Origin of the sequence: Gelidibacter sediminis, from assembly GCF_004364975.1 — a bacterium.
GTDB classification, from domain to species: Bacteria; Bacteroidota; Bacteroidia; order Flavobacteriales; family Flavobacteriaceae; genus Gelidibacter; species Gelidibacter sediminis.
In genome coordinates this window covers 644,009-665,776 of the sequence record NZ_SOBW01000007.1, presented here as the reverse complement: position 1 = coordinate 665,776, position 21,768 = coordinate 644,009, and the positions used below count along the sequence as shown (strand labels likewise).

Genomic DNA, 21,768 nt, shown 5'->3' with positions numbered 1-21,768 from the left:
GTAAGTAACGATTGTCAGTTCGAGTGTCCTGAAAGTTTTTGGGAATTTTTTTAAATTGAGAATAATTATGTTGGAGCTTTCAGGATGTATCGAGAACCTTCCTGATTTATAAATCGTCTCAAAGCATCGTGAGTTTTACTTGAATTTCTTCTTTGCGAGATTTGGTAACTTCTCAAATTCATTATCGATCAAGGCTTCTTTTTTGGCTTTTGACCATTTTTTGATCTGTTTTTCAATCATGATTGCTTGATTTGGATCTACAAACTCTTGATAAAATGCAAGTAGTAAGGGTCTTCGATTGTATGTATAGCTTTCTTTATATTTGCCCGATTGATGCTCCATAAACCGTTGCTCAAGATTTGATGTGAAACCTGTGTAATAGGTTTCATCAGAGCATTTGAGAATATAGACATAGTAAAATTTCATACATAAATATACGCTTCTCGATACTATTTTCAATCCCTAACGGGCTTGAAAATCACTCGAAGTGACAAGGGGATAACGATTGTCAGTTCGAGTGTCCTGAACGCTTAGGGAATTGTTTTGGTTGAGAATTATTAAGTTGAAGCTTTCAGGATGTATCGAGAACATTTAGATATTGTATTTTTATACGCTTCTCGATACTATTTTCAATCCCTAACGGGCTTGAAAATCACTCGAAGTGACAGTAAGTAACGATTGTCAGTTCGAGTGTCCTGAAAGCTTTGGGGAGGTTTTTTGTTTGGGTATGGTTATGTTGGAGCTTTCAGGATGTATCGAGAACATTTAGATAGTGTATTTTAACACGCTTCTCGATACTATTTTCAATCCCTAACGGGTTTGAAAATCACTCGAAGTGACAGTAAATAACGATTGTCAGTTCGAGTGTCGTGAAAGCTTTGGGAATTGTTTTGGTAGAGAATTATTAAGTTGAAGCTTTCAGGATGTATCGAGAACATTTAGATAGTGTATTTTTACACGCCTCTCGATACAATTTTCAATCCCTGTCGGGCTTGAAAATCACTCGAAGTGACACTGTTTGTTTATATCATAAAAACAAAAAATCCCAAAACATTACTGTTTGGGATTTTGAACTTATATTTTAAAGAATATTAGTATCTGTAGTATTCTGGTTTGTAAGGACCTTCAACCGCAACACCAATATATTCGGCTTGGTCTTCACGTAATTCGGTCAATTCTACACCAATTTTTTCTAAATGTAATTTCGCAACTTTTTCATCTAAATGCTTAGGTAACATATATACTTTATTTTCGTAAGCATCTCTGTTGGTCCACAATTCTAATTGTGCCAAAGTTTGGTTTGTAAATGAGTTACTCATTACAAAACTTGGATGACCTGTCGCGCAGCCCAAATTTACCAATCGACCTTCAGCTAAGATGATGATATCTTTACCGTTTACAGTATATTTATCAACCTGAGGTTTGATTTCTACCTTCGTATCGCCATAATTTTTATTTAACCATGACATTTCGATTTCATTATCAAAGTGACCAATATTACAAACAACCGTTTTGTCTTTCATCATTTCAAAATGCTTCCCTTGAACGATGTCTTTGTTTCCAGTAGTTGTAATAACGATATCAGCGTTGGCGACAACAGTTTCAAGTTTTTTAACTTCAAAACCATCCATCGCAGCTTGCAATGCACAAATTGGGTCAATTTCAGTAACGGTTACAATACTTCCAGCACCTTTAAAAGACGCCGCTGTACCTTTACCAACATCACCATAACCACAAACTACAACACGTTTACCCGCCAACATTAAGTCGGTTGCACGACGGACAGCATCTACAGCACTTTCACGACAGCCATATTTATTGTCAAATTTAGATTTCGTTACAGAGTCATTTACGTTGATTGCAGGCATGGATAATGTGCCATTTTTCATACGCTCGTAAAGTCGGTGAACCCCAGTAGTTGTTTCTTCAGAAAGACCGTTAATGCCCTCCATCAACTCCGGATATTTATCAAATACCATGTTTGTTAAATCGCCACCATCATCTAAAATCATGTTTAATGGCTTTCTGTCTTCACCAAAAAATAGGGTCTGTTCAATACACCAGTTAAATTCTTCCTCAGTCATGCCTTTCCAAGCATACACAGGGATTCCTGCATCAGCAATGGCTGCCGCAGCTTGATCTTGAGTAGAAAAAATATTACATGAGCTCCATGTAACTTCTGCTCCAAGAGCAGTTAAGGTTTCAATCAATACTGCTGTTTGAATGGTCATATGCAAACATCCTGCAATACGTGCACCTTTCAAAGGTTGCGAATCGCCATATTCTTCACGAAGGCTCATCAATCCTGGCATTTCGGCTTCAGCTAGTTCAATTTCTTTTCTTCCCCAAGCCGCAAGTGACAAATCTTTGACTTTATAAGGTACGTAAGGCACTGTTTTTATGTTCATCTGTACTATTTTTTGGATTCAATAATTATAAACTTGTAATTCTCACATTTCTAAACCAGCGTGGTTGTTTAGAGAATTTCATAATTGTATATTTGTTTCTATTATTCGTTTTGCGACTGCAAAGATAATTAATAACTTCGAGAAACTTAAATGCCTTTATATAAAACCCTTACTCCAAATTCACAAACTACTGTTAAAATCTGGAAAATTACGGAGAGCTATGAGGCACTCTTTCAGCCACTCACGTTAAGAGACGAAAGTTTGAAACGTGTTTTGGGCATGAAAAGTGAGCTTCACCAACGCGGATTTTTAAGTGTGCGACATCTTTTAGCCGAATTTGGATATACAGATGCCGATTTATATTACGACGAAAACGGAAAACCCCATTTAAAAGACGGTAAATTCATCTCTATCACGCATTCATTCACATTTTCTGGAGTTATTGTAAGCGACACTGTGGTGGGTATTGATATTGAAAAGCAGCGCCAAAAAATAGGCATCATCGCTCATAAGTTTATTGGTTATGAATTTGATTATTTAGTGAGTTCTGCTGAAGATTACATCAATAAACTGACTGTTATCTGGTGTATAAAAGAATCACTTTATAAATTATTTGCAACGCCGGGAATGTTATTTAGAGAACATTTTTTGGTCATTCCTTTTATGATAAATGATGAAGAGACCATTGCGTGGATTGATTATGACGATAAAAAATACAGATATAAAACCCGTTTCTTTGAATTTGAAGGTTTTACCTGTGCTTATGTGTGTTGATTAATGTAGTAGTCGCCCGAAGATAAAAATCTAGAAATGCTCACACTCAGATGTTTTAGAGCGAAAAAATATGCCTGTAGTTGTGAACAATCAAAAAGAAGTTTTTCAAAATATAGTTGCCTCCATTAACAAAGGTGAGCGACTTTTGGCAATCCTGATAGATCCAGATAAAATGGAACTTGAAAGGGTTTCAGATTTCATGTCCAAAGTGAAAGCATCCATTGCTACCCATATTTTTGTAGGTGGTAGTACAGTTGATCCTTTTAAAACGGATGAATTAATACAAAAACTTAAAGGCTTAACAGAATTGCCAATCGTTATTTTTCCTGGAGATGTTTCGCAATTGTCGTCACACGCACATGCGTTGTTGTTTCTTTCTTTAGTGTCCGGGAGAAATCCTGAGTATTTAATTGGAAAGCAAATTGAAGCGGTGTCAGTATTAAGAACCATGAATATTGAGACAATTCCAACGGGTTATTTGCTCATAGAAAATGGTAAAGAAACTGCTGTAGAACGCGTAACCCAAACCAAACCGTTATCCCGACATGACATTCAGCATATTGTTGATACTGCTGTAGCATCGCAATTGTTGGGTATGAAATGCATTTATTTGGAAGCAGGAAGCGGCGCGATACAGCCTATTACTGCAGATATTATTCAAGCGGTAAAAGAAGAATTGACCATTCCGTTAATTATTGGCGGTGGCATTACTTCTAAACAACAACTCGACAATGCGTATGAGGCGGGAGCAGATTTGGTAGTGATCGGAACAGCATTTGAAGAAAATGCATCATTCTTTGAAGAATTAAACACATAATTTTGAACTAAATTAGAGTCTAATGAAAATATCAGTGGAATTAACCTTAACGCCTTTACATGATGACTATGAACCAAGCATCATTCATTTTATTAAAAAACTAAGAGCGTCAGGACTTACGGTTTTGGAGAATCCTTTAAGCACACAAGTATATGGTGATTATGATGAGGTAATGCAATTGTTGACTACTGAGATTAAAGAAGCGTTTACACTCATTGAGCGCGGATTGCTTTATATGAAGATCGTTAAATCTGACCGACACGACTATGAGCCTCATTTTTGATTTTCTCTTTGGGCAATATTCAGGGTACGATACCATGGATATTGTTCTAGAAATAGTAGCAGTTATATTTGGGTTCCTTTCCGTATGGTGTTCCAAGCAAAATAATATTTGGGTGTTTCCAACAGGAATGATCAGTACGAGTATTTTCGTCTATTTACTGTTAAAATGGGAGCTGTTGGGAGATATGATGATCAACGCATATTATTTTATTATGAGCGTTTATGGTTGGTATATTTGGACAAGAAAAGTAGATGCCAATCATGTGACCCCAATTTCAAAAACAACTGCTTGGGAACATAAAATGAGCAGTATTATCTTTTTGGCAACCCTTGCATTTGTGTTTGTTGTTTACAAATCCTTTGACAAATGGACCAGTTGGATGGCGTATGTAGATACATTGACTACGGCAATATTTTTTGTGGGAATGTGGCTCATGGCACGACGTAAAGTTGAGAATTGGATCTATTGGATTGTAGGTGACCTCATTTCAATCCCTCTTTATTTTTACAAAGGATTTACATTTACGAGTATACAGTATTTCGGATTTACGATTATTGCAATTTATGGATATTTAGCATGGAAGAAAAGCTTAGACAAAACCCCTCAGATTGCATAAAAGTGGTCTTGTTTGGTCCGGAATCAACCGGAAAAAGCACTTTGGCGAAGCAATTGGCAGAACAGTATAATACTGTTTTTGTGCCTGAATATTCGCGAATATATGCCGAAGCGAAATTATTGCAAAATAGAACGCTCACCAAAAATGATGTGTTGCCTATTGCTAAAGGACAAATGCAACTTGAAAATGAAGCGGCTCCTAAAGCTAATGAACTGCTTATTTGTGATACAGATTTGTTGGAAACCAAAGTCTATTCTGAATCTTATTATCATGGGTTTTGTCACCCTTTATTAGAAAAATTTGCGATTGAAAACACATACGATCTCTATTTTTTGACTTATATTGATATTCCTTGGGAAGCGGATGATTTGCGAGATAGACCCAATGACAGGGAGGTCATGTTTGAAGCATTTGAAAGTGCTTTGAAAAAATATAATAGGCCTTACGTAGTGTTGAAAGGATCTATGGAGGAACGTTTTAAAACCTCCAAAGGCCACATTGATGAACTTTTAAAATTGAAAGTGTGAAATTTACAGATAAAGATATTTTACAGATTGAAAATAAGGGCCTGACCTTGGCCAAAGTGCAGACACAAGTCGAGTTGTTTGAATCTGGATTGCCGTTTGCTGATCTCACTGCTGCTGCAACAGTGGGTCACGGTATTGTTGAATGTACTGAGGACGAAAAGAATAAGTACATCCATCGCTTCGAAGAACAAAGGAATACTGTTTCCATAGCGAAATTTGTACCTGCATCAGGGGCGGCAACGCGCATGTTCAAATCACTTTTTAGGTTTATTGAAGAATTTGTTCCTGAAAACGAAACGATAAATTCCTTTATCAATAGAACTAAAGATGCAGATTTATCGTTGTTTTTCGTAGGACTTGAAAAACTTCCTTTTTATGATAAAGTACTCGAAAATTTAAAAGAGTTTTATCCTAATTATGAATCATGGTCAAATGACAAGCAGAAATTATTATTTGCCAAAACGATGTTGGATGAAGATAAATTGAATTATGGTTTTTATCCGAAGGGATTATTGCCATTTCATAAATATAAAGATCATCTAGCGACTGCCTTTGAAGAGCACTTATTTGATGGTGCACTTTATGCTTCTACAAATAAGTCCACATTCTTGCATTTTACAATCTCAGAGCGCCACAAAGAAATGTTTGAAGAGGAGTTTGAAAAGCTTCAAAATATTGTAGAATCTAAAACCAATACCACATTTAAGCTTGCTTTTTCGTATCAGAAAGAATCTACAGATACGATAGCGGTGACTCCAAAAAATGAACCTTTTAGAGAAGATAATGGAGAATTGACATTCAGACCTTCAGGACATGGAGCGCTGTTAGAGAATCTAAATCAATTGTATACAGATGTCATTTTTATTACAAACATTGACAATGTTGTGGTTTATAAATATGAAGATAAGGTTGCTGAATATAAAAAAATGTTGGCTGGAATGTTGCTTGAGAAGCAGCATCAGGTATTTAAGTATTTGGAGGTTTTAGAGCGTGGCGAACTTTCAGAACAAGATCTTATTGAGATTGCTGAATTTTTAGCGAATCAGTTAAACGTGGTCATTAGTACTGAGTTTGAAAAATACTCCAAAAGATACCAAATCGAATATCTTTTTGATAAATTAAATCGACCATTGCGCATTTGTGGGATGGTGAAAAATGAAGGTGAGCCTGGCGGCGGGCCATATTGGGTAAAGAATGAAAGCGGGCAAATATCACTTCAAATTATAGAATCGGCTCAAATCGATAAGGATAATAAAAACCAAACAAAAATTCTTGAAAGTGCCACACATTTCAATCCTGTCGATTTAGTTTGCGGTATTAAGAATTACAAAGGTGAGGTTTTTGATTTGCAAAAATTCACTGATCCAAAATCAGCTTTTATCACTATGAAAACTAAGGCAGGCAAGGACTTAAAAGCTTTAGAGCTTCCAGGGCTTTGGAATGGGAGTATGGCCTTCTGGAATACTGTTTTTGTTGAGGTGCCGCTGATTACCTTTAATCCAGTGAAAACCGTTACCGATTTATTGAAACCAACACATCAGATAAAATAGAATCGTGAATAAAGACATTTTACAGTCAGAATTGCAATTTAAAGCTGTTAGAAGCTCTGGCGCTGGAGGTCAAAATGTAAATAAGGTAGCGTCTAAAGTGGAGCTCATTTTCAATTTGGAAAATTCTATGGGCTTGACTGATGAGGAGAAACTTCTGCTGAATAAAACCATAGCCAACCGTCTCACTAAAGAGAATACACTTGTGTTGCAATGCGACGAAAGGAGGAGCCAGCACAAGAACAAGGAGTTGGTCATACAACGTTTTTTTGAACTAATAAGACAAGGCTTAGTCATTCCTAAAAAACGTATTCCCACTAAAACACCAAAATCTGTAATTAAAAAACGTCTGAAATTAAAGCGTAAAATTTCTGATAAAAAATCCAATAGAAGGCCTCCTGAAATTGAATAGATTAATTTTGTAATGGAGAATATTTCATTCTCAATGGTATAAGTTGAATTGCCAAAACAGATTGAAAAATTCTTCATTTTTAATTTTTAATTCTCAATTCATTTCTATCTTTGCAGCGTTCTCAAAAAAGGGGTGCCTATAATCGGCTGAGATCATACCCAATGAACCTAGAACAGGTAATGCTGTTTAGGGAATGGCGATAATCGCCAATTAGTTTTACTAAGTAGCTTATAAAATTCACAAATACTTAATAGAACTAAAAGCAAATTAATATTAACAAGAATAATTACCTCTTTTTATTCGATTATAATCTAATCGTGTGAAAAATTTATTCAATTTCCGAAAAGTCCTATTCAGGCAAAAAATTCAAATCGTATGTTTGTTAGCGCTAAGTTTATCAGCGCATGCACAAGAAAAAGTTCAAGATTCGACAATTGTTGAAAATCTTGATGAAGTTCTTGTTAAAGCTGTCCGCGTAGAAGCGACCTCTCCAATTACCCATTCCAATATTTCCAAAGTAGCGTTGGCAAAACGTAATTTAGGACAAGATCTTCCTGTGTTGTTGGGCTATTTGCCTTCTGTCGTATCAACAACTGATGCCGGTGCGGGAGTAGGTTATACATATCTCAGAGTTCGCGGTATCAATGCACAATCCACTAATGTGACGATCAACGGGATTCCGTATAATGATGCCGAATCACTCGGGACGTTTTGGGTGAATCTTAATGATTTTGCCTCCTCTGTAGAAAGTTTGCAATTGCAACGTGGGGTAGGTACCTCATCAAACGGGTCAGGCGCTTTTGGTGCTAGCATCAACGTGCTCACTGATGCGGTTTCTAATGAAGCAAATGGAGAAATTTCTAATAGTTTTGGAAGTTTTAATACAAGGAAGCATACGGTCAAATTTAGTACGGGAAAATTGAATAATCACTTCGAAATTGCCGGACGTCTGTCAAATATTAAATCTGATGGGTATATTGACCGTGCATCTTCTGATTTAAAATCATATTTCTTACAAGGGGCTTATGTAGATAGCAATACGTTACTAAAAGCTATAACTTTTGGTGGAAAAGAAGTGACCTATCAATCATGGAATGGCTTGGAAGATCTAGATCTTTTAGAAAACGATCGCACCTTCAATACCGCAGGGATGTATACCGATCAAAATGGGGATACCCAGTTTTATGACAACGAAGTAGACAACTACCGTCAAGATCATTACCAATTGCATTGGAATGAACGCTATTCTAACCAATGGTCTACTAATATTGCTTTAAATTATACTAAGGGTATTGGTTATTTTGAACAGTATAAAGACGACCAAGATTTTGAAGACTATGACCTTGATCCCATAATGGTTGATGGCGAAGAGATTTCGTCTACAGATTTAATCAGGCGCCGCTGGTTGGATAATGATTTTTATGTTCTGAATGCAAATGCGAACTATAAGAATAACAAGATTAATATGACTTTTGGAGGCTCCTACAGCACTTATGATGGTGATCATTTTGGTGAAATAATTTGGGCTCAATACCCAAGTAATAGTAATATAAGAGATCGTTATTATGATGGCAATGGACAGAAAAATGACTTCAGTATATTTTCCAAAGCAACTTATAGAGTAAATGACAAAGTAAGTGTTTATGGCGATTTGCAATTGCGTTTGGTGGATTATAAAACTAAGGGATTAAATTCAGATAGAATACCATTTAATATTGATGAACACTATTCATTCTTCAACCCTAAAGCAGGAATTACTTATAAACTGAACGATGCCAATAACCTGTATTTTTCTTATGCCAGAGCAAACAGAGAACCAAACCGAGATGATTTTGAAAATAATGACGTTGTAAAACCAGAACAACTTAATGATTTTGAATTGGGCTGGAGACATACCGATAAAGCGTTCAGATTTAATGTAAATGCCTATTATATGTTGTACAATGAGCAATTGGTGTTAACTGGTAATATTGATAAGTCTGGAAACCCAATCCGTACCAATAGTGGCGATAGTTATCGTTTAGGAATAGAAATTGAGGCGGCAATACGGTTGAGTAAACAATTTTCATTACAACCTAATCTGACGTTGAGCTCTAATAAAAATACGGAAACCATTACCTCTCTTGATGGTCAGTTGGTCAACTTAGGCAAAACTAATATCTCATTTTCTCCAGAAGTAGTTGCTGCAAATGCATTTGTTTTTCAGCCTAATGACAATTTCCAGATGTCTTTGTTGAGCAAGTATGTGGGAGATCAATATATGGGGAATACAGATTCTGAAGGCTCAAAATTAAAAAGTTATTTTGTAAATGATTTCAATATCACTTATGAAATTCCAATGCGAAGTGTTTTTAAAAGCATCGTATTTTCGGGATTAGTAAACAATATCTTTAACGAGAAGTATGTTTCCAATGGGTACTATTATACCTATGATGATGATTTTTCAGTTCCTGGTGAGATTACAACAATTGAAGGTGCAGGCTATTATCCACAGGCCACTACAAATTTCATAGTTGGAGCTACGTTAAAATTTTAATTTGAAATAATCAACGTATTTCCTGATTCACTTACACGGTACTCTTTCAGTCCACAAGGTAATTGTGTACCAATGGAGCCTCCTGTAAATAAGCTATAAGTATTGGCGTCATCGCAACCACAAACTGCGTTGGCGCCATTAATTTTTAACAAGGAGCAAGAACTTTGTTCATGGTTAGGATCAGCGGCATCCCAAGCTCGAAACCCTCCGCCTACATTAATTACGATGACCCCTTTATTACCCTGGTTTGCCAAATATACTGAGTTACTGGTGTATTGCAAATTGCTGTATTCTGGCAAATTCATATTTACGGAAGCATTCACCTGAGCATTGACCAAAAACCTGCAATTGTCATTGCTATCGTTTCTGCTGCAGGTGGTTAAGAAAATCAAACTGAGAACTAAAAAAAGATATTTCATCTGATAAATTTTGTGATGCAATTTACAATTATCTCAAAATTGAAGTAAATATTTTGTATATTTGTTTGACATCTCGTGCAAACGGGATTTTTTTATGCTGTTTCCCACAACGGGGTTTCAGCATATTTTATATATAGTAAAACGAAACAATTATGAGTAAAGTATCTTATTACACTGCAGAAGGATTAAAGAAATTGAGGGATGAACTCAGTCATTTAAAAGATGTGGAACGACCAAGGGCATCACAAGCTATTGGTGAGGCAAGAGATAAGGGCGATTTAAGTGAAAATGCTGAATATGATGCCGCCAAAGAGGCCCAAGGTATGCTAGAAATGAAAATTTCCAAATTGGAGGAAACATTATCCAATGCGCGTCTAATTGACGAATCGCAATTGGATAGTTCGAAGGTTTTAGTGCTTTCAAAAGTTAAAATAAGAAACCAGACCAACGGCATGGAAATGAACTATACTTTGGTAGCTGATGGCGAAGCAGACTTAGCCTCAGGTAAAATATCAGTAAATTCGCCTATTGGCAAAGGTCTTTTGGGTAAATCAGTAGGTGAAGTTGCAGATATTCAGGTGCCTAACGGCGTCATGAAATTTGACATCTTAGAAATTACAAGATAGATTAGGATGGGTAAAGTGGTGTTCTGAAGCTGAAAACACTGAGAATCCCTAATTCATCCCTTATAAAATAAAGTACACCAACATTCCTGTTAAGAGATAATTTAACAGGAATTTTCTTTTTATATTTATAGGGTACATGAAAAAATAGAAATACGATGGCATCCATATTTACGAAAATAGTCAATGGTGAAATTCCTTGTTATAAAGTAGCTGAAACAAAGGATTTCCTCGCCTTTTTAGACGTTAACCCAAATACAAAAGGTCATACACTTTGTATTCCCAAGATTGAAGTTGATCAATTATTTGATTTGGATGAACCTACCTATACTGGATTGATGGAGTTTTCTAGGAGTGTTGCTATTGCACTAAAAAAAGCAGTACCCTGTAAGCGTGTGGGGATGGCGGTTGTTGGTTTGGAGGTGCCTCATGTACACGTGCATTTAATTCCTCTGCACAGTATGGAAGACATTCGGTTTACCACAAAAGTCAATTTAGAAAAGGAAGAATTTGAAACTATAGCACAAGCAATTGCTGACCGACTATAACTGCACCTGATTAAAGATTCCTAAGAAAAAAAGTAGTCCCAATAGTAATAGCATCACCAATATTATTAGTAATACCCATGCCAATGGCTTAAGTTTTAGGGATGTTGGTTTTGGAGCAGAAGCCCGTTGTTGGTATTCAAAAACACTGTCAATATCATCTGTCCAGCGCACAGGGAAGATAGGGGTTTCACAAACCTTACAAAACAATGAATGTGCAGTTTCTTTTGTAATGGCTTTGTAAAGAGAGTTTTCAATAAACCGCTGTTTAAAGGTTAGCTGCAGTCCCTCTCTTGAATAACATTCAGGGCAATTGTTGTTTAGTTCGACCTCTCTAAGTGTAAAAAACTGATCTTCCATAGGTCAAATTTAAGGAATTAATTTTAATGATATTTCCATAGTTGTACCTTTGTTGACTTCTGAGTGCAACACCTTTATTCTTCCATTATGGTAATCTTCAACAATCCGCTTTGCTAAAGACAGTCCTAAACCCCAACCTCTTTTTTTACTTGTAAATCCGGGTTCAAATATTTTTGAATATAAGTGTTTTGACAATCCTTTTCCTGAATCTGTAACGGTAATTTTAACATGTTTGTCGTGTTCCATAACAGCAACTTTTAAACTCCCTTTACCTTTCATAGCGTCAATGGCATTTTTTACTAAATTTTCAATAGTCCAGCTGTATAATTGTTCATTGAGGGCCACGTAAATGGGATGTTCTGGAGCGTGAATCTCAAAATTTATTAAATTGCTAGAACGCGCCTTTAAATATTCGTAAGAATTCACAGTTTCCTGAACAATATCCGCCTTTTTAAGGGTTGGGACCGAACCAATTTTACTGAAACGTTCCGTGATGGTTTGTAGTCGTGAGATATCCTTTTCTATTTCTATCAAATATGATGGATTGACATCTTCTGAGCGTAAAATCTCTGTCCATCCCACTAATGACGATAGTGGAGTGCCAATTTGATGAGCTGTTTCTTTAGCCATTCCCGTCCAAAGTTTATTTTGCTCGGCAATTTTTGAACTGCGATAGAAAAAATAAACAACCGCAGCAAATAATACAATAATGAGTAACAATGCTAATGGATAGTATTTTAGCTTATTAATTAAGGGCGAGTTACCATAATAGATGGTGTAATATATTTCATTATCAAAATAAACTTCAATAGGCTTGTTTTCGCCCTCAAACTCTTTAATTAACTTTTGAACGGAACGGGCATCACTCACCTTCTTTTTATCAATGTTTTTGAATGTTCCTAAACTACCATCCTTATTAATTGCCAACATGGGCGTGGTGTGGTTGCTTTCTATAATCTTCAGGGTAAGTTCTACATTTTCGTCAGTGTCCGACTTTAAAAGTTCAGATTGAGCAAAAGACCAATTTTGCATTTTGATGCGTTCTTCCGCTTTAAAATTTTGAAAAAAGATATAGGTGTTCCACAATATTAAAGAGATAATTATAAAGGACGAAGCTATAATAATCCACCGTAAAATATTTCGGTTCATAGTGTGAGACATCAATACATTAGTTATTTTAAATATAGGTAAAGAAATCAGCAAATAGAAAATCTTTTAAGCTATAATTTTAATGCACTAATTATGTAATGCTAATATGTTGATATTATTGTTTGATTCTTGTTCTAAATCATTTTTATAGGTTTAACAATATGGTTACATTTGCATTTGATAATCATTCTTAGATGTTAACATTTGATCCTAAAGACCTCTCTACAGGCAAACTACACGGCTATTTGTTGAGTGCGGTGGCACCAAGGCCAATTGCATTTGCGAGTACAATAGATGAGGATGGGAATCCAAATTTATCGCCATTTAGTTTCTTTAATGTATTTAGTGCCAACCCGCCTATTCTGATTTTTTCCCCTGCAAGACGGGTTAGGGACAATAGTGTAAAGCACACCTTAGAGAATGTGGAAGTCACAAGAGAAGTGGTGATCAATGTAGTAAATTACGAATTGGTACATCAAGCGTCTTTAAGTAGTACCGAATACGATAAAGGTATTAATGAATTTGATAAGGCTGGTTTAACCATGTTAAAATCAGATGTTGTCAAACCATTTAGAGTGGCAGAATCTCCAGTACAAATGGAGTGCAAAGTCAATGACATTATTAAATTAGGTACTGAAGGCGGTGCTGGTAATTTAGTGATTTGTGAAGTTGTAAAACTTCATATTTCAAAAGACGTTTTGGATGAGAATGATCTCATCATACAAGAAAAATTAGATTTGGTAGCCAGAGCTGGTGGTAGTTATTATAACCGTGCAAAACATGGTTTTTTTGAAATACCCAAACCGCTTCAAACCTTAGGTATAGGTATTGATGCAATGCCCAAGGAAATCAAAAATAGTATGATTTTTACGGGTAATGATTTGGGTATGTTGGGAAATGTTGAAGCATTGCCGACCGCTGAAGCAATTGCAGATTTTGTTAAAAGTATTGGGGAGCATCATATTAACATCACTGAGATGAGTCGTAGACAAAAACATAAGATGGCACAAAATTATTTGAGTTATGGCGATGTTGAAAGTGCATGGAAACTGTTATTGTCATAGCTTAAGTCAAAATGTTAAACTTACCAACAAAATTAATAGAGAATAGTAATTAGAATAGAAATAAAAAATAGTCAAATGGAAGTACAAGGAAAAATCAAAATGGTAGGAGAAACCCAAACTTTTGGAAGTAACGGGTTCAGAAAAAGAGAAGTGGTAGTGACTACAGAAGAACAATATCCTCAGCATATCATGGTTGAGTTCGTACAAGATAAGACAGATTTGTTAAACAACTACCAAGTAGGTCAGAATGTAAAAGTAAGCATCAACTTAAGAGGTAGAGAATGGGTGAATCCTCAAGGTGAAACTAAATATTTCAACTCTATCCAAGGATGGCGTATTGAAAGCGTACAGGACGGCGCACAAGGTGGGATGCCTCCGGTAGCACCAGCTGAAGCTTTTCAACCGGCTAACAATCTTAACGAAGAAGATCATGATGATCTACCGTTCTAGATCAAAAGAACAGCACATACTCAAATTTTAGCCTGACTAAATAGTAGTAAGTAAGCATTCAAAAAAAACCTCAATGTTTCTAGCATTGAGGTTTTTTTGTGATATTTAATCTTAATATTAATAAAATGATAATACTATCAGATAAAATAGAGTTCCCAAAGGTTGAGAAGGCCACGCCAGAAGGCTTGTTGGCTATTGGTGGAGACTTGTCTGTAAAACGGCTCTTGTTGGCTTATAGCAGTGGTATATTTCCTTGGTTTGATGATGATGAGGTTATTTTATGGTGGTCTCCTAATCCACGTTTTGTATTATATCCTAACCGGTTAAAAGTTTCTAAAAGTATGCGCCAATTTTTAAGGAACACCGATTTTAAAATTACAATTAATACAAATTTTAAAGCGGTCATCACAGCATGTGCAGAGGCTATACGCCCAGGACAGGAAGGCACCTGGATTACTGAAGACATGATTTCAGCTTACATTAAATTACATCAATTAGGATATGCATTATCTGTTGAGGTCTGGCAACACGAGCAACTAGTTGGTGGTTTGTATGGTGTTGATTTAAACAATGGTGTTTTTTGCGGTGAGAGCATGTTTGCTAAAGTTAGCAATGCAAGCAAAGCAGCCTTTATCACTTTTATTCAGAATACGCAGTATAAGTTGATAGATTGCCAAGTGTACACCAAGCATTTGGATAGCTTGGGTGCAGAGGAAATTGAACGTGAAGCATTTTTAAAATTTTTAGAATAACCTATAACGAAAATGGTCAAAAGTCTTTAGCCCAATGGTTGTTTAATCAGTTTCAGATTTCAATTTTAAAGGGTGTTTATACTTCTTCATATCTAAAGCAGTCTACTTCATGATCATTCACTATTCCGGTAGCTTGCATATGCGCGTAAATTACCGTGCTTCCTACAAACTTAAATCCGCGTTTTTTTAAATCTTTACTAATGGTATCGCTCAATGCTGTAGTTGGTGGCACTTTTTTATAGTTTTTGACTTCGTTTTTAATTGGTTTTCCGTCTACAAATTCCCAAAAATAATTAGCAAAAGAGCCAAATTCATCTTGAATTTTCATGAAGGCCTGGGCGTTGGTTATGGCTGCTTGTACTTTAAGTCTATTACGAATAATACCGGTGTTTTGCAGGAGGCTATCTATTTTGTCTTGTTTATAAGTGGCAATTTTTTTATAATCAAAATTATCAAAAGCAGCTCTGAAATTTTCTCGTTTCCTTAAAATGGTTATCCAGCTCAATCCCGCCTGAAAAGTTTCTAAAATTAAAAACTCAAAAAGTGTAGCGTCATCTTTAACAGGAACGCCCCATTCTCTATCATGATAGTTCTCATATAGAGCGTCGCCTTGGCACCATCCGCATCTCTGTTTTTCCATTTTGTAAGGTATTTTTTTTGATACTACTAATGTAACAACAGTTACTCACAAATAGGTAAATTTAACCTAAATTTGATCAAAAATATATCAATGGATACACTAACACACAACCTCGAAACTCAATTAGAATCTAGTATTACAAACAGCATAAAGAACAGTATGACATATGCGGCGTATCGCGCATTGATGGGCCAGCTGACGGAGAGTCATTCCACTACAGGTTTAGATAAAAGTGAAGCTATGGTGGCATACACGGCTTTAAATGAACAACGCATGAAACGTTGGGATAAAACATTAAAGGTGCCTGTAGATGCGCAAGAAAAAATCGCTGCATTTAAAGAACGTGTAACATGGTTAGTGCTCACTGAAAGTTGGTGTGGAGATGCTGCTCATGTTATTCCGGCAATTAATAAAGTGGCCGAATTAAATCCCAATATCGATTTGAAATTGGTATTACGCGATGATCATGATGACTTGATGCAGCAATTTTTGACCAATGGTGGTAAATCCATTCCTAAGTTGATTATGATTGATAATGCATCAGGAACTGTAAGAGGTACTTTTGGTCCAAGACCAGCAGAAGCGACACAATTAGTGGAATCTTATAAAAGAGATCATGGCGCTATCACTGAAGAATTTAAAGAAATTTTACAAGGATGGTATAACAAGGATAAAGGACAGCACACCATAATAGATTTATTACAATTGTTGGGCGTGTCTTAAGATTTTCAAGAAATGTTTTGCATTATAATAATAAGGGTTTTTATTTTCTGGCTGAAGATGGAAACCCTTCTTTAATTTTTACCTTTAAAATAATAGGTGATGGAGCCAATTTGCTTATTTTTAGAAGCATCAGGGCTAAAGCGTGCTTCATTAGCATACTGTAGCGCGCTATCTACTAAGCAAGCATTTTTGGAGGTAGAGGAATTGTTTACATAGGCATCTATAACTTCTCCAGATGCATTTACGGTAATATTGATAACAACTTTACCGCTATCTTCGCACAAATACACCGGAGGTGGCAAGTGCTTATCTTTGCGGTTTACTAAGCTATAAGACACGCTACTATTGGTGTTAACAGAAGAATTATTGGCTAAATTGTTAGTGGAATTATTCCCGTTAGACTTGGCCGACGCTCGTTTTTGAGCTGACCGCATGGCAATTACGTTATTAATTTTACTGTACGAAGAAAGTTCATTCTCACTGACTGAATGATCTTCAGTGGTGATGGTGTTTTCTACATCATTTACTTCGTCAGGAACTTCGGTAGCTTCAGTCTCTGTTTGTTTTGAATGTTCATTTAATTCATTAGAATTAACCGACTTGAAGTTCTTCATGACCTCCTTAAAATCATTAGCGGAATTATAAGCTTTGTTTGTTTCTGAAATATTGGGATCATTCATCGCCATTTCCTCTAAAAGCTTTTGTTCTTCTGGAGTAGGAGGCGGTGGCAATTCATAATAACTTTCCGCTATAACTTCTGTATTTTTTTTAATGCCAATAGCAAACATTGCCATTACAAGTGTACTGCTAATAAGTATGGTAATTATTAAGGCCTTATGTCTTTCTATTAATTCCAAAAAAATAATATGTTTAAAAATCGTTTAGATGTTGCACATTTATATACGTCAAAATAGGTAAAAAAGATCAAAAAACCATAAAGACCAATAAAACTGAAAGTTTTATTTATAGTATAATTATAAATTATTGATACTGTTGCTTCCGATTAAAAGGTCATTTAAATGCTTTTCAATTCTGCTGTAACTCCTATAATGAGATGATACATGTACAAATGAAACAGCAATTATTATTCCGAAGGTAGAGATTTGATGAAGTCTTCAACGCTTATACCATTTTCAACATCAAAATCTCCTATTTTAGTACGTCTCAAAACCGAAAGATGAGCCCCTGAATGTAGTGCTTTTCCAAAATCATTAGCCAAAGACCTGATATAGGTACCTTTGCTACAAACTACCCTAAAGTCAACTTCTACGCCGTCTATACGCGTAATTTCAAACTCTGAAATATGTACTTGGCGTGATGGTATATCTACTTCCTCACCAGCTCTTGCAAATTCATAGAGGCGTTTACCATCTTTTTTTAATGCTGAAAATACAGGAGGACACTGAGATATCTCTCCAATAAACTGTGACGTAGCATTTTGAATTAGGTTTTCAGTTATATGATCCGTAGGAAAGGTTTGGTCAACATCAGTTTCCAAATCGTAAGACGGGGTGGTGCTGCCTAGTACAAAAGTGCCTGTGTATTCTTTTATTTGAGCTTGAAAACTGTCAATCTTCTTGGTCATTTTACCCGTGCATATCACCAATAATCCTGTTGCCAAAGGATCTAATGTTCCCGCATGTCCTACTTTAATTTTTTTTATATTAAATGCGCGTCGAATTTCCCATCGCAATTTATTAACCACTTGAAAAGAGGTCCAATGTAAAGGTTTGTCAATGAGTAAAACTTGACCTGTAAGATAGTCTTCAGCTGTCACAATTAGTGGTTATAAAGTGAAAAAATAATTGCAATTACCCCAACAATAACACAGTAAATTGCAAAATAGGTGAGCTTGCTCTTCTTGACCAATTTGATCATCCAAGTGCAGGCGAAAAGTCCTGAAATAAATGCAGCAATAAATCCAACAAGCAATGGTAATGAATTGGAGCTGTCAAAAGAAATTTCACCACTTAAAGCGTCCTTGGCCATTTTGCCTAAAATTAAGGGTACGACCATTAAAAATGAAAAGCGAGCCGCCTTGCTTTTATCATTTCCTAAAATAACTGAGGTGGATATTGTGGCACCAGATCGTGAAATTCCTGGAAGCATGGCAATGGCTTGAGAAATGCCTATAACAAAAGCATCACTGAAACTCACTTTCTTGTCAGTATCTTTAGCTTTGTCAGCCAAAAATAACAGGAGCGCGGTAACTATTAACATGCATCCTACAAATAATATATTGTTGCCAAACAGAGATTCCAATTCTTCTTCAAAAAAAAGACCTACAATAACTGCCGGAATCATAGAAAGCGCAATTTTAGCGGCAAATTGCATGTCGTCATTCCATTCAAATTTAAACACACCTCTTAGGATGCTCCAAATATCCTTCCTAAAAATAACAATGGTACTTAATGCTGTTGCAAAATGTAGTACCACTGTAAAAAGTAAGCTTTCTTTTGGCTCAAAATTATCTCCCAAAATGGCTTTGCCAATTTCTAAATGTCCACTGGATGATACGGGCAAAAATTCTGTAAGTCCTTGTATAATACCTAATAGTATAGCTTCTAATAAATCCATGCAGTGATTTGGTGTGTAAGATTAAGTATCCAAATTAAGAAATGAGAATTTGGCTTTATGAAAAGGATTATAACTTTGGAGGTTCGTTCTTGTTAGGGTTCAACAAGATGGCATAAATTTGAACTCCAAAACCAATAAGAACTAGTGTTGGCGCTAATCTGATGCGTCTCCAATTAAAAATTTCAGGATTAAATACATTGGGATCATCACTGCCTCCACCGGACATCAAAATGAATCCGAGTGCAATAATGCCTAAGCCAATCAGCATAAATTTATAATTCTTCTTTCCGAAAATAAAGTTGTTATTGGCGCTTTCTTTGCGTTTTTTTTCTCCCATGATTGTTGCAATAATAATAGGATGCAAATTAACGGTTTTATTTAAAACTTTACGTTAATAGTATCTAAATACTTGAGTGCTACTAAGAACTTATAAAGTTTTATCTAGTGTCAGTAGGCGTAATTTAACATTGAACACTGAGTGCTTTAACATGCTGTTAAATTACATAGATCATATTGTGCACTTTAGCCAAAACTTCATGGCATAACAATAGTTGGTAGAAGTGTACCTAATAATATAAAGCGTCTGTCTTCAAATTCAAGAAGCGCTGCGTAGCTATAAACGTGCTAATCCATGTAATAAGAATTCCTAAAAGGAAGATGGCAGCAAACAATCCGCCTAAAAGTATAGGATTGGATAATAATTGTAATTCTACAAAGGTTTGGTCTAAATAATATAAAACAACACCCATGCCAATTAATGCGATAATGGCACCTATAATGCCTAACTGAACACTTTTGTAAATAAAAGGTCTGCGGATAAATGATTTTGTAGCCCCCACCATCTGCATGGTTTTGATAATAAATCGTTTTGAATAGACCGCGAGCCGTATAGAACTGTTGATGAGAAGCACGGCAATTAGTGTGAAGATGGCACTAATAACCAATACCCAAAAGGTTATTTTCTTAACATTGTCATTCATTAATTCTACCAAATCATTATCGTACCTTATCTCTTCAATAAATTTTTTACTCGATAGTTCGTCAATAATGGATGTTAGTGTTTCTGTTGTGACATAGTCGGCTTTTAAATGCACGTCTATAGAGTTTTGCAACGGGTTGTAACCCACAAAATCCATAAAATCTTCACCAGTTTCTGCTTTCATTGATTCCGCAGCGGCTTCCTTGGAAACGTACTCTGTACTCTTGGTATACTCTGCCATAGCTAGACTTTTCTCTAGCTGATTAACTTCAACCTCTTTTGCAGAATCGTTTAAATATATAGTCACCACTACCTGTTCTTTAAAATGATCAGCAACTTTTTTGGCGTTTAAAACCAAGAGTCCCAAACATCCCAATAAAAACAGGACCAATGCGATACTTATTACTACAGAAAAATAAGACGAGATTAACTTGCGTTTCTGATACCTATCAAAAGATGTACTCATACAATTTTAGTTGAAGTTGTAAAAATATAAAAGAAATCTGTTCTCTTAGAGTTTACAACGTTTAAAATTTTAATACTGATATAATAGTGTGTCACATAGTTAAATTGTAATGATAATAATGGTGTAATTGTCCAAAGTCAGAAGGTTGATTTTTATATAGACATTTAAAAATTGCTATTTTTGATTTTTTTGATTTCTGAAAAGACAATAATTTCTTACTCTTTCAGTTACTACATACATACTTTTAAAAACTCATGTATATGAAGAAAATAATGATTGTAACCCTATTGTCAGTATTTGGTTTCTCACATAGTGGTAGTGCACAAGACATCAATTATGGAGCAAAAGTAGGTTTGAACATTGCAAATGTAAGTGGAGACGGCTCGGGAAGGACAGATATGGTAAATTTTCATGCGGGCTTTATCACTGAATTTATCTTTAGAAGAGGACTTTTTGGATTGCAACCTGAACTTCTGTTTTCCAGACAGGGTCTTAAACGTGGAAGTTCTTATAGGAATAACTTAGATTATATTTCAGTGCCACTCATGTTCAAGTTCTTTCCTGCAAAGGTGTTTAGCTTAGATATTGGTCCGCAGGCATCATTTTTAATCAATGATACCGCTCAATTTGTTGGTGATCCTGATTCTAAAATTGATACAGGTGCAGAAAATTTCGATTTAGGACTTAATATTGGGGTGGGAATGGACTTTAAAAACAACCTTTTTGGTCATGCACGATATAATTTAGGGGTTAGTAAAGTGTATGGCGATTTAAATAACAGCGTATTGCAATTTTCTATGGGATACAAATTCTAAATTCAGCCCAATTAAATAATTATAGCGCTCTGACATTTCAGGGTGCTTTTTTGTTTTAAATAGTTTGGGCCGTTTAATAGGCTGTTTGAGCTCTAATTCTTAAATTTGCGCCTCTAAATCAGTACATTTTAAGAAGCTATAGCATATCGATATTTTAAATTGTCATGTTGGCATAAATAAATGCTTTTTTAGACGCTTTTTGCAAAACGCTTGATTGTTACCATCATGTTTTGTTGATAAGCATTTAACCACATAGCTATAAATTAATATACCTGTGTATTCAGGC

The 21,768-nt window shown here is 35.6% G+C and carries 26 protein-coding genes; 15 read left to right on the top strand and 11 right to left on the bottom strand.

From position 1 onward, the window contains the following. Positions 1 to 135 precede the first annotated feature (135 nt). Positions 136 to 426: a GIY-YIG nuclease family protein gene (locus BXY82_RS02830; RefSeq protein ID WP_133756660.1), complete on the bottom strand. Its 291-nt coding sequence runs from the start codon at positions 424 to 426 to the stop codon at positions 136 to 138. 665 nt (positions 427 to 1,091) lie between these two features. Beyond that, positions 1,092 to 2,408: an adenosylhomocysteinase gene (ahcY, locus tag BXY82_RS02825; RefSeq protein ID WP_133756659.1), complete on the bottom strand. Its 1,317-nt coding sequence runs from the start codon at positions 2,406 to 2,408 to the stop codon at positions 1,092 to 1,094. 150 nt (positions 2,409 to 2,558) lie between these two features. Between ahcY and BXY82_RS02820 the strand changes: the two genes are divergently transcribed. The 8 genes from BXY82_RS02820 (at position 2,559) to BXY82_RS02785 (ending at position 9,920) form a co-directional block, all read left to right on the top strand. Next, positions 2,559 to 3,182, top strand: coding sequence for a 4'-phosphopantetheinyl transferase family protein (locus tag BXY82_RS02820; RefSeq protein WP_133756658.1), 624 nt, complete (start codon positions 2,559 to 2,561; stop codon positions 3,180 to 3,182). A gap of 70 nt (positions 3,183 to 3,252) precedes the next feature. Next, positions 3,253 to 3,999, top strand: coding sequence for a geranylgeranylglyceryl/heptaprenylglyceryl phosphate synthase (locus BXY82_RS02815; RefSeq protein ID WP_133756657.1), 747 nt, complete (start codon positions 3,253 to 3,255; stop codon positions 3,997 to 3,999). 22 nt (positions 4,000 to 4,021) lie between these two features. Then, entirely contained in the window at positions 4,022 to 4,282 is a 261-nt protein-coding gene (locus BXY82_RS02810; protein ID WP_133756656.1) for a thiamine-binding protein, read from the top strand. Further along, entirely contained in the window at positions 4,266 to 4,898 is a 633-nt protein-coding gene (gene pnuC, locus BXY82_RS02805) for a nicotinamide riboside transporter PnuC (RefSeq protein WP_133756655.1), read from the top strand. Before BXY82_RS02810 ends, pnuC begins: the two co-directional genes overlap by 17 nt. Continuing rightward, positions 4,859 to 5,425 (top strand): AAA family ATPase, encoded by a 567-nt coding sequence (locus tag BXY82_RS02800; RefSeq protein WP_133756654.1) that lies wholly within the window; start codon positions 4,859 to 4,861, stop codon positions 5,423 to 5,425. The genes pnuC and BXY82_RS02800 overlap by 40 nt, the downstream gene beginning before the upstream one ends. Further along, positions 5,422 to 6,975 (top strand): DUF4301 family protein, encoded by a 1,554-nt coding sequence (locus BXY82_RS02795; protein ID WP_133756653.1) that lies wholly within the window; start codon positions 5,422 to 5,424, stop codon positions 6,973 to 6,975. The genes BXY82_RS02800 and BXY82_RS02795 overlap by 4 nt, the downstream gene beginning before the upstream one ends. Positions 6,976 to 6,979: 4 nt before the next feature. After that, positions 6,980 to 7,384 carry an alternative ribosome rescue aminoacyl-tRNA hydrolase ArfB gene (gene arfB / locus BXY82_RS02790; protein ID WP_133756652.1) on the top strand — a complete coding sequence of 135 codons (405 nt, stop codon included), beginning with the start codon at positions 6,980 to 6,982 and terminating at the stop codon, positions 7,382 to 7,384. A gap of 319 nt (positions 7,385 to 7,703) precedes the next feature. Further along, entirely contained in the window at positions 7,704 to 9,920 is a 2,217-nt protein-coding gene (locus BXY82_RS02785) for a TonB-dependent receptor (RefSeq protein WP_394345919.1), read from the top strand. On the opposite strand, the gene BXY82_RS02780 is transcribed toward BXY82_RS02785, so the two are convergent. Further along, a complete protein-coding gene (locus tag BXY82_RS02780; protein WP_133756651.1) occupies positions 9,917 to 10,339 on the bottom strand; it encodes a Rieske (2Fe-2S) protein in 423 nt (140 codons plus the stop codon). The two genes, BXY82_RS02785 and BXY82_RS02780, sit on opposite strands and share 4 nt — an antisense overlap. A 152-nt stretch (positions 10,340 to 10,491) precedes the next feature. Here BXY82_RS02780 and greA point away from each other — a divergent pair, with 152 nt between their 5' ends. Together greA and BXY82_RS02770 are read left to right on the top strand one after the other, a co-directional pair. Continuing rightward, on the top strand, positions 10,492 to 10,965 hold the full coding sequence (greA, locus tag BXY82_RS02775; RefSeq protein WP_133756650.1) for a transcription elongation factor GreA: 474 nt from the start codon (positions 10,492 to 10,494) through the stop codon (positions 10,963 to 10,965). A gap of 155 nt (positions 10,966 to 11,120) precedes the next feature. Next, entirely contained in the window at positions 11,121 to 11,510 is a 390-nt protein-coding gene (locus tag BXY82_RS02770; RefSeq protein WP_133756649.1) for an HIT family protein, read from the top strand. Here the strand turns inward: BXY82_RS02770 and BXY82_RS02765 are convergent. Both BXY82_RS02765 and BXY82_RS02760 read right to left on the bottom strand, forming a co-directional pair. Next, positions 11,505 to 11,867: a hypothetical protein gene (locus BXY82_RS02765; RefSeq protein WP_133756648.1), complete on the bottom strand. Its 363-nt coding sequence runs from the start codon at positions 11,865 to 11,867 to the stop codon at positions 11,505 to 11,507. The two genes, BXY82_RS02770 and BXY82_RS02765, sit on opposite strands and share 6 nt — an antisense overlap. A 9-nt stretch (positions 11,868 to 11,876) precedes the next feature. Continuing rightward, on the bottom strand, positions 11,877 to 13,028 hold the full coding sequence (locus BXY82_RS02760; RefSeq protein WP_133756647.1) for a sensor histidine kinase: 1,152 nt from the start codon (positions 13,026 to 13,028) through the stop codon (positions 11,877 to 11,879). 182 nt (positions 13,029 to 13,210) lie between these two features. Between BXY82_RS02760 and BXY82_RS02755 the strand changes: the two genes are divergently transcribed. The 3 genes from BXY82_RS02755 to aat all read left to right on the top strand — a co-directional run bounded on the left by BXY82_RS02755 (position 13,211) and on the right by aat (position 15,282). Beyond that, positions 13,211 to 14,080 carry a flavin reductase family protein gene (locus tag BXY82_RS02755; RefSeq protein ID WP_133756646.1) on the top strand — a complete coding sequence of 290 codons (870 nt, stop codon included), beginning with the start codon at positions 13,211 to 13,213 and terminating at the stop codon, positions 14,078 to 14,080. Between the two features lie 75 nt (positions 14,081 to 14,155). Continuing rightward, the gene (locus BXY82_RS02750; protein ID WP_133756645.1) at positions 14,156 to 14,530 is read left to right on the top strand and encodes a DUF3127 domain-containing protein; all 375 of its coding nucleotides are present in this window, start codon (positions 14,156 to 14,158) and stop codon (positions 14,528 to 14,530) included. 125 nt (positions 14,531 to 14,655) lie between these two features. Then, positions 14,656 to 15,282, top strand: a complete 627-nt coding sequence (gene aat, locus BXY82_RS02745) for a leucyl/phenylalanyl-tRNA--protein transferase (RefSeq protein WP_133756644.1) — start codon at positions 14,656 to 14,658, stop codon at positions 15,280 to 15,282. Between the two features lie 76 nt (positions 15,283 to 15,358). Here aat and BXY82_RS02740 read toward each other — a convergent pair whose 3' ends face one another. Next, positions 15,359 to 15,922: a DNA-3-methyladenine glycosylase I gene (locus tag BXY82_RS02740; protein ID WP_133756643.1), complete on the bottom strand. Its 564-nt coding sequence runs from the start codon at positions 15,920 to 15,922 to the stop codon at positions 15,359 to 15,361. Positions 15,923 to 16,012: 90 nt separating this feature from the next. Here BXY82_RS02740 and BXY82_RS02735 point away from each other — a divergent pair, with 90 nt between their 5' ends. Next, the gene (locus BXY82_RS02735; protein ID WP_133756642.1) at positions 16,013 to 16,645 is read left to right on the top strand and encodes a thioredoxin family protein; all 633 of its coding nucleotides are present in this window, start codon (positions 16,013 to 16,015) and stop codon (positions 16,643 to 16,645) included. Between the two features lie 71 nt (positions 16,646 to 16,716). On the opposite strand, the gene BXY82_RS02730 is transcribed toward BXY82_RS02735, so the two are convergent. The 5 genes from BXY82_RS02730 to BXY82_RS02710 all read right to left on the bottom strand — a co-directional run bounded on the left by BXY82_RS02730 (position 16,717) and on the right by BXY82_RS02710 (position 20,667). Further along, the gene (locus BXY82_RS02730; protein ID WP_243835662.1) at positions 16,717 to 17,502 is read right to left on the bottom strand and encodes an energy transducer TonB family protein; all 786 of its coding nucleotides are present in this window, start codon (positions 17,500 to 17,502) and stop codon (positions 16,717 to 16,719) included. Between the two features lie 227 nt (positions 17,503 to 17,729). Continuing rightward, positions 17,730 to 18,422 (bottom strand): tRNA pseudouridine(55) synthase TruB, encoded by a 693-nt coding sequence (truB, locus tag BXY82_RS02725; RefSeq protein ID WP_133756641.1) that lies wholly within the window; start codon positions 18,420 to 18,422, stop codon positions 17,730 to 17,732. 2 nt (positions 18,423 to 18,424) lie between these two features. After that, the gene (gene uppP / locus BXY82_RS02720) at positions 18,425 to 19,222 is read right to left on the bottom strand and encodes an undecaprenyl-diphosphatase UppP (RefSeq protein WP_133756640.1); all 798 of its coding nucleotides are present in this window, start codon (positions 19,220 to 19,222) and stop codon (positions 18,425 to 18,427) included. A gap of 67 nt (positions 19,223 to 19,289) precedes the next feature. Beyond that, complete coding sequence (locus tag BXY82_RS02715) at positions 19,290 to 19,559, bottom strand: DUF3098 domain-containing protein (RefSeq protein WP_133757400.1); 270 nt, start codon at positions 19,557 to 19,559, stop codon at positions 19,290 to 19,292. Between the two features lie 229 nt (positions 19,560 to 19,788). Then, positions 19,789 to 20,667 (bottom strand): cell division protein FtsX, encoded by an 879-nt coding sequence (locus BXY82_RS02710; RefSeq protein ID WP_133756639.1) that lies wholly within the window; start codon positions 20,665 to 20,667, stop codon positions 19,789 to 19,791. A gap of 260 nt (positions 20,668 to 20,927) precedes the next feature. On the opposite strand from BXY82_RS02710, the gene BXY82_RS02705 reads away from it, so the two are divergent. Beyond that, a complete protein-coding gene (locus BXY82_RS02705; RefSeq protein ID WP_166643244.1) occupies positions 20,928 to 21,482 on the top strand; it encodes a porin family protein in 555 nt (184 codons plus the stop codon). Positions 21,483 to 21,768: the final 286 nt, after the last annotated feature.